This is a genomic window from Arcicella aurantiaca (assembly GCF_003148625.1).
Classification (GTDB): Bacteria; Bacteroidota; Bacteroidia; order Cytophagales; family Spirosomataceae; genus Arcicella; species Arcicella aurantiaca.
Map to the genome: position 1 here is coordinate 382,448 of NZ_QGGO01000001.1, position 13,546 is coordinate 395,993.

At 36.0% G+C, this 13,546-nt stretch carries 4 protein-coding genes; all 4 read left to right on the plus strand.

Annotated elements, in window-relative coordinates; translation table 11 throughout:
* Nucleotides 1-962, plus strand: a 962-nt coding sequence (locus tag LV89_RS01610; protein ID WP_158279487.1) for a hypothetical protein, incomplete at its 5' end; no start/stop codon positions are given.
* 698 nt (nucleotides 963-1,660) lie between these two features.
* Nucleotides 1,661-2,998, plus strand: a complete 1,338-nt coding sequence (locus LV89_RS01615) for a proprotein convertase P-domain-containing protein (RefSeq protein ID WP_109741101.1) — start codon at nucleotides 1,661-1,663, stop codon at nucleotides 2,996-2,998.
* Between the two features lie 486 nt (nucleotides 2,999-3,484).
* Nucleotides 3,485-5,113: an autotransporter outer membrane beta-barrel domain-containing protein gene (locus LV89_RS01620; protein WP_109741102.1), complete on the plus strand. Its 1,629-nt coding sequence runs from the start codon at nucleotides 3,485-3,487 to the stop codon at nucleotides 5,111-5,113.
* Nucleotides 5,114-5,594: 481 nt separating this feature from the next.
* A partial coding sequence (locus LV89_RS01630; protein WP_229201455.1) for an SdrD B-like domain-containing protein occupies nucleotides 5,595-13,546 on the plus strand: 7,952 nt, incomplete at its 3' end.

The window sequence follows — 13,546 nt, forward strand, 5'->3', positions numbered from 1 at the left end:
GTAATTGTGCGGGAACAGTAACTTGGAATAATGGCTTGCCGAGTGGAAGCACGGCTACTGTAAGTCCAACGACAACAACGAGTTACATCGCAACTTGTACAGTTGGTACTTGTAGTGCAACGGCAACTTCGACGGTTACGGTAAATTCATTACCTAATCTTAATGTTGTAAGTACCGTTTGTTCTCCTAATTTACAAACTTACACGATAACATTTAGCAGTAATGGTACAGTCACAAGTTCGGCAGGTATTGTAGATAATAATGCTAAAACGGTATCTAATATTTCAGTAGGAACAAACGTAACCTTGACTGCTACTTTAAATAATTGTACAACAAATGTTCAAGTAACAAGTCCAAATTGTCCATGTCCAACAGTAAATCAACCAGTGAGTGGAGGTAATGTAACAGTTTGTTCAAATGTAAATATTCCTGCTTTGAGTGTGACAGTAGGAGCGAACGAAAGTGCCAATTGGTATAATAATTCGGGGGGGGTATTGGCAAGCAATACGTTAACATATACGCCCACAACAGCAGGAGCTTATTTTGTGGAGGCATATAATTTGACAAATAATTGTAAGTCAGCTACTAAAGTGCAAATAAATTTAGTAATTAAGAATGCCCCAACAATTTCCCCAACAGTTAAACAGGCTACTTGTAATGTAACAGTTGCCAATAACGATGCAAAAATATTATTCACTTCAACAAATGGAGATAAGTATAATATTGTTTTGGGAAGTGCTTTTACTGGAACAGGTAATTACACCACCGCAACCAATTTGAATGCAGGAGGAGGAAATAAATTGAATATTCCAAACCCTACAACGGCTCAACAATATACCATTAGAGTCTATAATGAAACAGATACTTGTTATAGTGATAGCACGGTAACTTTAACGCCAAAGAATTGTGTATTGATTTGCGAACCGTTTAAATGTACTGATTTAAAAGTGAGAATTAATTAAAGAAAAGTTTATTATACTAAGCGAAGAGCGAATTGCGAAAAAGCGAGTAAGTAAATCATTGAACAACAAGAACTTACATTATTTGTATTTTACAAACCTCAATCGGTTAAGTATATTTATAAAAAAGAGGCTGTCCAAAAGTAATTGGCAGCCTCTTTTTTGTTCTGATATTTTAAAATGCTCTTTTTTTTAATACCAGTTTTAAATATTCGGTGCGTATTTTACGGAAGTCGTCCTTCAAAAGGCTACGGTTTATACACAAGTATTTGAATATCGATTTAGAGCCGTAGGCTCGGTTAAATTTTGTAGCGGTGGGTTTTAACCCACCGAAAATGATGCGAAAAGCAATTTTAGAGCCAGATGCTCGACCCATTTTAAATGCCTCGTTCCTACGGAACTCAAAAAATGGTCATTTTCTTTTTCGGAGGGTTAAAGCCCACCGCTACAAAATCGGTCAAGCCTACGGCTTTTTTATTCGTATAAACCGTAGCATTCAAAACGACGACTTCAGTCGAAACTCATACACGCAATATCTTTTTAAAATTAGTATAAGATGCTTTCAACTCTAAACTTAGGTTAGATTTATAATTCAGTTTCATAATAACAAAAGTCATTTTTTGTAGATTACTGAAAGTCTTACTTTTGTATTAGAATTTTCTAAATTTATCTTAACGCAAGATTTAACCTAAAGTAAAAATATGTTTATTAGAATTATTAAAGTGTATTTAATATTGAGTTTAATATTGTTTAACAATGGTATTGCTCAGCAATTTATTGGTAACGGCGGCATTATCCATGATTTTAAAGGAGTTGTAAAGGCAGATACTTTTAAAATAGAAGTGAAAGATATTCAGCGAAAAATAAATTTTGAATATGGACTTTCAAAAGTATGTTTCAATATTACGCATCCGAGAGCATCGGATATGAAAATAGAATTGATAAGTCCTGATGGTACAAGTATTTGGCTTACCAATAGAAACGGACGTGATACTGGACGAGATTATCAAAATACTTGCTTTCGTTCTAATGGTTTTGCGGGCTTTATTCATCAAGGAATTGCTCCATTTGAAGGAGAATATATTCCAGATGGGAGATTCAGTTTTTTGAATAATGGACAAATGCCTAATGGAAAATGGAAGTTAATCATTAGTGATTTGAGAGAAGGGGAAGTGGGAACTTTAAATTATTTTTCATTGGAATTTTCAGAAAATCCAATGCCCAATCAAGAAGCAAGTCCGTGTTCTTTTGAAAATCCAGAAGGGTGTAAATGTGATAGCAAAAGTAAAAACTGTGAATTATTGCCTGACCTAATCATCCTTAAAAAGTTTACAGAACAGCAAATTAAGGAATATCCCAAAGATGACCCCTATTACGGAGGACAGTTACATTTTGCCGCTTCAATTTGCAATATTGGCGATGGCCCAATGGAAACCAACGGAATGAGTGAATGGTATTGTGGAGATAAAAAGGTAGATTCTTTAACAAAATGTACCGATGGAACGTATGCCCGACAAAAAGTTTACCAACGAATTTATACTAAAAACGGTGATAAACTTACCTTTAAAGACCGATTGGCAGGTACTAATTATTTTGATGATAAACCTGGTCATAATCATTTTCATGTAGATGATTGGGTAGAGTTTAGATTAATTAAAGAAATAGTTGTTGGCAAAAAGAAAACCAATAAACTCATTGCCAAAGGTAGAAAAGTGAGTTATTGTTTGTTTGACTCAGGGGTGTGTAGTAATCGTGATAATTTGTGTGAAGAAAAAGGAAAAGTATATGGTGAAAAGAATTTAAGTAATTATGGTTTAGGGAATTACACCGAATGCAAATCTAAAAAACAAGGTATCAGCGTAGGTGGATATGATACTTATGGAATGCTTTATGAAGGACAATTTATACAATTACCAAAGGGACTAAAATCTGGTGAGTATATTCTTGAAATAGAAATAGACCCGAACCATATTTATAAAGAAAAAGACCGAACAAATAATGTATTTAGAATGAAAGTTCCGATTTCTAAACAAGAATAATTTTAAAAGCAAACCCTAAACTCAAATCATAGAAGAGCGTTTAGGGTTTGCTTTTTTATGGATTAAAATCAAAATGTACCTATCATATTTGATTAAATTTTCTTTGGCACTTTTTTGGGAAACATCTTCCACCTATTCAATAAAACCTTTTGGAATACTTGTTGTAAATTTTATTGGTGTTGTAAATTATTGATAATCAGATAATTGTGGTGTTGGTTTTGCTGATTTGATATTTTGGTATGCTATTTGTATGAATTGTCTATGGGTTATAGTTTTTAATAGCCTGTCATATTTAAAATACAATTCTTTCCAACCGCCATGAAGAAAGATTATACAAATCAATCCCTAACCAAAGGGTCATTTGCAGCTTACTGCTTATTACTTATCTTTAAAATCCTATGTATTCCAACAAAGGATTCTTTCCACTTTAATTTTTATGTAAGAAAAACGAAATGGATTCATTCTTTAGTATTCACGATAGTAGTCATGATACTAAGTAATGGAACGGTTTTTCAATCCCATGCTCAATGTACTAATTGTACCTATACGGCTCCTTCTGGAGGTACAAATTTTAATCTTAACGGCAATGAAACGCTTTGTATTACCGCCAATACTTCAAATTTGGGGTGGAATATGAACGGAAGTGGCAATAAAATTTGCCTTGCGACTGGTGTTGTTTGGGATCAACCTTTTGGGGGGAATCTTCAAGCAGGAACAGTCATAGAGGTTTATGGGACACTAAATTTAGGAAACGGGTTTAATGTTAATGGTACACCGCCTAATGCAATTATTAACGTACACGCAGGAGCAACGCTTAATCATACAGGAGGTTTTGGTAATGGAGTGACAATCAATAATGATGGCATTGTTAATTTTACAAGTACATCAAACATAGATGTAACAGGTTCTTTTGTTTTAAATAACAGTTCAACGGGAACAGTAAATGCCTTAACGACAACCAATTTTAAATTAGGAAATAATGCAACGATTAATAATGACGGTACTATACATTTAGCAAACTTTGAAAATGAAGAAGGGTATTTGAATAATAATGCAACAGGAGTTTTCATTGTTGATAGAAGTATGAATAATCACGGAGCATTTATTAACAATGGAGATTTTCAACTTCCATGTAATACCTTATCAGGTGCGGCAGGTGCAACCACTTGTAGTTTTAGAGTAGGAGATAAAGGAGTAGGCAAAGAATTTATTTCTAATACCTGTATCAAAGTTTTGAATGGTAATGTAACTTTTGATGGCCCCGGTACTTTAAATAGTGGTTTTGAAATTGGTGATGGATATAATTTAACGCTAAATAAAACAGTATCAGGAACGAATGGTTCTTTCTTGGTAAAAGGTGGTACAAGTACCATTAATTTATCGGGGAGTTACATTGGTACTAACATGAAGTTTTATGATGTAAATACCGCAGGCAATAGTTTTGATTCAAATTTTGGAAATAATGCTTCAAGTTTTACAGTGAGTTCTTCTGCTGGATGTAGTGCAGTGGTGGCTTGTACACCACCAACAAATGTAACGGCAGGTAGTAACAGTCCCGTAGTAGAAGGAGGCACCATCAATTTAACATCAAGTAGTACAGGTGGCACAAGTTATGCTTGGAGTGGTCCAAATAGTTTTAGTTCAAGCTTACAGAATCCAAGTATTGCTTCTGCAACGGCTTCAATGTCTGGTACTTATACCGTTACCATTACGAGTTCTGGCACTTGTACAGCCACTGCCACGACTTTAGTAAATATTACAACGGCTTGTACCCCACCAACCGTAACGGCAACAGTTAACCAAGCTACGTGTACAGGAGCTGTTGCAAATAATGATGCAAAAATATCATTTACAACAAGTATTGGAGATAAATATGGTATATCAGTAGGTGCTACTTATACAGGCTCAGGTTATGCAGGTGCTGCATCAATTACTACTGGTGGAGGCAATTTAACAGGTATTTCAAATCCAAATACTTCAACTCAATATACAATTCGTGTATTCAATGGTTCAGATGCTTGTTTTAAAGATACAGTTGTAACATTGAATCCTAAAATATGTATTGCTCCTTGTGAATCTAAATGTAATCCATTAAAAGTTGTTATCAATCATTAAGATAGATAATTACAAGGGAAGTCTCAATGATTAAATTGATGCTTCCTTTTTTTGTATAAAAATGTTTGGCACTTTTTTTGAAACTTTCAAACTCTTTATTCTGCTTTGATTTAGTTTTTTGTAAATTTTTTTAATATTTTTTTTAGAGTGTAAGTGCTTGTAAAGCAGTGTTTTGCAATTAATGAAATAGTGCTTTTTATTTTTTTTAGCATTTTGGTATGCTATTTGTTTAGTCTTACAAAAAGCCATCTGTTTTATTGGCTTATCATAATTTAAAATACAATTCTTTCCAACCGCCATGAAGAAAGATTATACCAATCAAACCCTAACCAAAGGGTCATTTGCAGTTTCCTGCTTATTGCTCATCTTTAAAATCCTATCTGGTCAGATTAAGGATTATGTCCGAATTTATTTTTGTAATAGAAAAAATAAATTGATTCACTACGTGAGTTCAATTTTAATTCTATTGTTACTCAATTTAATGAGTAATACTGTCCAAGCACAAGTTGGAGGAAAAGTCTTCAAAGATTTTAATGCTAACTCAGCTCAAGAGACAAGCACTGCTTTTACCGAACCCGGTATTGCAGGGGTTACTGTTACAGCTTACAATACTGCGGGTGCCGTAGTAGGTACAGCAACTACCGCAACTGATGGTTCATATACAATCACAGGAGCGAGTGGTAATTTAAGAATTGAGTTTACCAATTTTCCTGTGGGTATATATGAAGGACCTCTTGGAGCAGGTAGCCAAACATCAGTTCAGTTTGTGACAGCCCCAACTACTACGGCTTCTTTAGGAATAAATTGTCCTGAAGATTACTGTAATACCGCAAATCCTAAATTAGTAACAGTTTGTTATGATAACGGTTCGGGTGTTGGAAATACCAATCCTGTAGTTGTTGGTATCAATTATACAGCTACTGGTTCTGGTTCTAATACATACCCTACCAATGGAACTGCTGACAATATGGGTTCTGTTTGGGGAATTGCTTATGATAAACATACGAAGTTAAGTTATTTTAGTGCTTTCTTGAAAAGACAAGCTGGTTTAGGAGATAGAGGTTTAGATGGTATATATGTTGTTAATTACTCATCTGCCACGCCAATATTGGTAGGAGGTTTTGATTTAGAAGGTGTTGTTCCCTCTAATGGTGGTTCGGCAATTTCATTTGGTAGTGTTACTCGAAACCTGATTGCTTCAGGTAGCGGAACAGGTGTAAATGACTTGTCAGCAGATAGAACCCAAGCATCAAGAGATGCAGATGCTTATGCAAAAGTTGGTAAAGTTGGATATGGAGATATTGATATTGACCAACTTCGTAATACACTTTGGGCGGTTAACTTAAATGAACGCTCTTTGGTAGAGATTGATATTAGTTCAAGTGTTTACGGAACGACTATTCCTACAAATCCAGCAGCTACAAAAGTTAAACGCTTTTTTATAAATGGAACTACTGCTCCGTTTATATCAGGTATAGGTACTTGTCCAAACGGAACGATGCGTCCTTTTGGATTAAAGATACATAAAGATAAAGGCTACTTAGGTACTGTTTGTGATGGTTCAAGTTTAACATCAGTTGACTTGACCGTAAATCAGAAAGCATACGTTTATTCTTTTGACCTTGTGAATCCTACTTCTTTCACAGAGGTTACAAGTGTTCCATTGAATTATAATAGAGAAGAGTCATGGGTTCCATTTGCACCAACAGCTACTTTTGATGCACTTGAGTCTGACCAATGGCAAAGATGGATAGATACTTACACCGACCCTACAACCTTCGGTGGAACTGTAAATTCAACAAATGCAGATTTTAAAACGGGTATTAACGGACTTTTTGTTGGAGCTCCTCAACCGATTTTATCAGATATTGAATTTTTGCCAAATGGTGACATGGTATTAGGTTTTATGGATAGATTTGCCCACCAACAAGGCTGGGGAAATTATATTCCGTCTTCTTCTACTGTTTTGCGTAGTGCGGTGAGTCATGGAGACATTTTATTAGCTTCAAAAACAGCAACAGGGTTTGTTTATGAAGGTCCAAATGAAAATGACAACTTTACTACTCCTGCGGTTGCTGCAAATGCTCAACCCGGACAAGAATTAAATGATGGCCCTTCAGGAGCAGGAGAGTTTTTCTATAAAGATTATTACATCGGTTCAGATGCTACTCACCCTGAGACAGCTTTAGGTGGTTTAGCTATTTTACCAGGTAGTAATGAAGTAACTGCTATTTCTTTTGACCCTGCTGCCTTCAACTCAATGGGGGTAAGATGGTTTAATTATAATACAGGTAACGAAAGTCGAAATTATACGATTGTTGCCAATACCAATAATACTAATTTTGGAAAAGGCTCTGCTTTAGGAGACGTTGAACTTTTGTGTAACCTTGCTCCAATTGAAATTGGTAATAGAGTTTGGAAAGATACTGACAAAGATGGTATTCAAGACCCAGGTGAACCTGCTTTAGTAGGTGTAACTTTAGTGTTATACAACAGTTCAGGCGTTGCCGTTGATACTACGGTAACAGATGCTAATGGAAACTATGTATTCTCTTCAGCAATTGACCCTGACGTTCTTCCAAATACTTCATACAGAATTAGATTGGTAAATTTAGGTTCAAATGCTTCTGTTTCTGGTTTAGCATTAACAGATATTACGGTTGCTCCGGGCGAAACCTCTGGTACAAATACAGGTTTAACATTAGCGAATAATGATGCGTTTTTATCAAGTAGCCTTCCAACAATTAACGTTGTTACGGGTACTTGGGGAGAAAATAATCATACTTATGATATTGGGCTTGTTGCTTGTACAAAACCAAGTTTAACTTTTTCTTTCACAAAAGCGACTTGTACCAATGGCGTAATTAATAATAATGGTTCACTGACTGTAAATCCAGTAGGAGCTGACAAAATTGGTTTGTCATTTGGTGGAACTTCTTATGGTGGTCCTACTTATGCGTATGCTGCTACCAATTTTACCTTACCATTACCAAATAAAAATACAGACTCAACAAAAGTTTGGATTCGTGTTTTTGCAGGATTAGATAGAACAGGTTGTTATAGAGATACATCTTTTGTATTGCCTCCAACAATTTGCCCTATTCCTAAACCTTGTAATGCTTCAGCAGGACAAATAGGTGGTAATGTGTTCAGAGATTTTAATAATACAGGTACAAAAGATACACTTGAAGTTGGGCTTGCAGGTATTCCTGTTAAAGTATTTGATTGTAATGGAACATTGTTAGGAACAACAGTAACTGATGCCTTTGGTAATTATTCTTTCACAGGAATGCCAGCAGGACAAGTTCGTGTTGAATTTGGAACAATTCCTGCTCCTTACAAACCTTCAAAAAGTGGTACAGATAATGCTACTACAACTCAATTTGCGACAGCTCCAGATTGTACCGTTGATTTAGGAGTTAATGACCCTAACGAATACTGTCAGAAAGACCCTAATTTAGCAACGGTCTGTTATGTAGTTGGTAATCCATTGGCAGTAGGTTTTCCTACAAATGGAGGAGCAAATGATGCCTTAGTTACAACCAAATACGATTTTATATCAGCCGTAAATCATGATGTAAAATACAGTGATATGGGTTCTACTTGGGGAATTTCTTACAATAAATTAACTCAAAAATTATTTACATCTGCTTGGGTAAAACGCCACACAGGTCTTGGTGCTTTAGGTGCAGGGGGTATTTATGTAGTTGATTATTCTGCTGGTGACCCATCGGTAACAGCACCTACATATAGTAATTTCCTTGATTTAGCAACTTTAGGCGTAAATGTTGGAACGATTGCTTCAAATACTGCTCGTGGATTGACGGGTGCTTCAAATGTTGCATCTATGGACTCAGCGGGTTGGTATGCAACTGGAAAAGTAGGTTTAGGCGATATTGATATTTCAGATGACTATAATTCATTATTTACAGTAAGTTTAGCATCTAAAAAAGTAGTTAAAATAGATTTAACATCTTATAACACAACAGGGGTAAAACCAACAGCGGGTAATGTTACAACGTTACCAGATTTTCCAAACACAGCTTGTACAGGTGGTGAAAGTCGCCCATTCGGTTTAAAATATCACCAAGGGAAATTATACTTAGGGGTTGTTTGTGATGGTTCTGTAAGTGGTTTATTATCAGATGTTAAAGCAACGGTTTATGCCTATGACTTTACAACATCGAGTTGGTCAACAGCAGTGAATACTTTTCCTTTAGATTATCGTAGAGGTGCAGTTCATAACTCAGGTTGTCAATTCTGGATTCCTTGGAGTGATGACCCTGCAAAAGTAGTTACCTCACAAGGTCCAAGTTTTAATGGTCGTTGTTTCCCGCAACCTTTATTATCAGATATAGAATTTGATGTTGATGGCTCAATGGTGTTAGGTTTTGCTGATAGAGGGGCTCACATGATGGGTGCAAAACAACCAATTATTGATAATCCTGCTACGTTAGTAACAGGTGTAAATGGTGGAGATATTTTAAGAGTTTATAATAATAATGGTACGTATGTTCTTGAAAATGGCGGTACAACTATTCCTGGTGGTGGTGCTGGATATAATTTCCAAGGACCGGGGAATGGTGAATATTACGCAGATAACTTCCCAAGTCACCAAAATACATCATTAGGTGGTTTAGCAATATTAGCAGGTTCAAACGAAGTAGTTTATACAAGCATTGACCCTACAAGATATGAATCAGCAGGTTATAGACGTGCAAGTAACACTACAGGTCAGACGCTTAAAGCGATGGAACTTTATTATACTCCTGCCACTGGCAATGGAGGTACATTTAATAAAGGAGCTGGTTTAGGAGATGTTGAGTTATTATGTAACATTCAACCAATTGAAATTGGAAACAGATTATGGCTTGATTTAGACAATGATGGTGTACAAGACCCATGCGAAAATCCATTAGCTAACGTTTCTGTAAGTTTATACGACAAATTAGGCAATTTGGTGGCTCAAACAACTACCGATGCCAATGGAACATATTATTTCAACGAAGCCAATGTAGTTGATACTGTTGGAACAACGAAACCTAATATTTTAGGACCTCAAGCTAATACAGATTATTTTGTAGTAGTTGGTAAAGAAGATGCAAGTTTTGATAAAACAAAATCTGCTCTTACTTCAGGCTCTGCTAAATTAAGTTTAACGGTAGCCAATAGTACACAAAGTAATGGAAATGACCAAAACGATAGTGATGGTTTGACTTCTGGAGTTGTTGGAATTCCTTCTGCTCTAAATGGTTATCCTGCTATTGCGGTAAAAACTCCATTGAGTGGTTCAGACCATACCTATGACTTTGGATTTACTTGTAAACCTGTGATTACTGCCACACCTAAAAAACAAACTGTTTGTGGTACAGGTACAGCAAGTGCATTTACGAGAAAAATTAAAACAGGATTTGTATCGTCACAACAATGGTATGGCCCATTAGCAGATACAACTTCTGCTTTCACAACAAAAATTGCAGGTGCAGTTGATTCAACTTATACTCCTTCAACGTTGCCAGCAGCAGGACAAACAAGATATTATGCAGTAATTGCTCGTAATGGTGACTCGCTTTGTGCAGATACAGCTTTTGTGGCATTGACAGTTTCTCCAAAAATTGTTTTGCAAGCTACACCAACCAACGCATTATGTAATGCTGGTGGAGGCTCAATTTCAACAACAGTATCTGGTGGAACTACACCTTATACTTATTTGTGGAGTAATGGTGCTACCACATCTTCAATTACAAATGTTGTGGCAGGTTCGTACCAAATAACGGTAACTGATGCTGCGGGATGTACAAAAGATACCAATTTAGTAATAACACAGCCTGATTCATTGAGCTTGTCATTGTCAACGATGAATGTTACTTGTAATGCAGGTACTGATGGTGGATTAGCAAGTATGTTATCGGGAGGAAAAGCCCCTTATAATTATGAATGGTATAATGGAGTAGGTACATCAGGGTTGTTCTTTTCAAATAATCCATCCGTAACAGGATTAACCGCTGGTACTTATACACTGAAAGTAATTGATGCTAATGGTTGTTTCAAAACTAAAACCGTTACAGTAACACAACCAATTAAAATAAATGTTGCTCAATCTCAAAAAGACAATATTTGTTTTGACCAAAGCAAAGGAGAGGTTTATGTGAAGATTGGCGGAGGAACACCACCAATTACCATTAAATGGAATGTTGATGGAGTTTACAAGCCTGCTTATGATGGACTTGATACTTTGAGAAATTTAAAAGCTGGTATTTACGAATTAGTATTAACTGACGCAAATGGATGTACAACCACTGTAAAAGATACCCTTGTTCAGCCAGATTCATTACATATTGCTTTCACAAAAACTGATGGTTTATGTTCAAATGGAAATAAAGGAAGTATTAATACTACGGTAACGGGTGGAGTAAGTCCTTATTCATATAGTTGGTCGAATGCAGCTTCTACGGCAAATGTTTCAAATTTAGCCACAGGAAATTATAAGTTAGTAGTAACAGATGCTAAAGGTTGTAAAGATTCAATCACAGTATTTATAGATGAAGAAGATTGTAGAGTTGACGTAGCCCTGAAAAAGACAGTTGACGGGGTTTGTGAAAGAAAAGTAGGAGATTTAGTTACCTTTAAAGTTGTAGTTTCTCGACAAGATACAACTTCACAAACTACAACAGTTATTGTTAAAGACCAGATTTCGTCAGACTTTTTAGTTACATCATCAACACCAACAAAAGGTACTTTTGATGTATCAACTGGACTTTGGTCGGGCATTGCTTTAGCTAAAGGCGATTCTGCTACATTAACAGTAACTGCAACGATTAAAGCAGGAGCAGCAGGTTTAATATGTAACCAAGCTCATGTTGACTTCATGGATAAATTAGATACAGATTCACAAGCAGGAAATGTTAATCCAGTTGAAGATGATATTGCTTTTGCTTGTGTAAGTGTACCCATTAATTTATGTAAAGCCGATGGGCAATCAGTTACTTTAACAACACCAGATTCTTTAACAAGTATCAAATGGTTTAAAGATGGAACTGAATTAACTGCCGAAGCTGGTAAAAGTTCAATAACTGTTTCAGATGCAGGCTCTTATACATACACAGGAAATACCATCAGTACAAGTTGTCCAGTTGGTACTTGTTGTCCAGTAATTATTAAAGATGCTTGTTATGGTTCAATCGGTGATTATGTATGGAATGATAATAATATTAATGGAAAACAAGATGGTGGAGAAACGCCAGTTGCAGGTGTTAAAGTTTATTTATTAAACGGAACAACAGGTGCAAAATTAGACTCAGCCATTACAGATATAAATGGAAAGTATTTATTCGATAGTTTATTGTCAGGGTCTTACAAAGTACAATTTGTAGAGCCAGTTGGTAAAGATTTCACAACCTTGAATACAGGTGGAGATTCAGCTCTTGATAGCGATGCAGGTACAAATGGAACAAGTGATTTAATAACCATTGATACCACAAAACCATCATCAGATTTATTGAGAAATAACTTGACAATTGATGCTGGTATTATTCCTCAGTTTGGTTCAATCGGTGATTATGTTTGGACAGACCAAAATAACGATGGACAACAAACGGCAGGAGAGTTGCCAATCGCAGGTGTAAAAGTTTATCTCTATGAAAACTTAGGAGGAACTCTAACACTTATTGATAGTACATTAACAAATGTAAACGGTAAGTATTTATTTGATAGTCTTCTTGATGGACTATATCAAGTGAAATTTGTTGCTCCAATAGGAACAATTCCAGCTAAACAAAACTCTGGAGCAGATGTAAGTGACTCAGATGCCAATAAATCAGGATATTCTCAGGATATTCTGATTGATACAACCAAACCAACGACTGATACTTTACGTAACAATCCACAAATAGATGCAGGATTTGTACCCGTAGGTTCAATTGGTGATTATGTATTTGCTGATAAAAATGGTAATGGAACGCAAGAAGCTACCGATACACCAATCGCAGGTATCAAAGTTTACTTGTTAGATAGCACAACTGGGGCGAAGTTAGATTCAACAATAACCGATACCAATGGTAAATATTTGTTCGATAGTTTAGTCGCAGGAAATTATAAAGTGCAATTTGTAATTCCAGCAGGAAGCGAAGCAACGACAAAAGGAGCGGGAATAGACCCAGCTAAAGATAGCAATGCGAATCCAGATGGAACAACAGATGCCGTTACGATTGACACAACACAACCATTAGGAAGTGTAGCCAGAGATAACATGACTGTTGATGCGGGTATTGTCCCAGCGTATGGTTCAATTGGTGACTATGTTTGGACAGACCAAAACAATGATGGTCAGCAAACAGCAGGTGAGTTACCAATCGCAGGTGTGAAAGTGTATTTATATGATGGCACAGGAACAACGAAGTTAGATTCAACAGTAACCGATGCCACAGGTAAATA

Coding starts and splice junctions, on each gene's coding strand:
- LV89_RS01615 (WP_109741101.1), top strand. CDS start 1,661: ATGTTTATTAGAATTATTAAAGTGTATTTAATATTGAGTTTAATATTG.
- LV89_RS01620 (WP_109741102.1), top strand. CDS start 3,485: ATGATACTAAGTAATGGAACGGTTTTTCAATCCCATGCTCAATGTACT.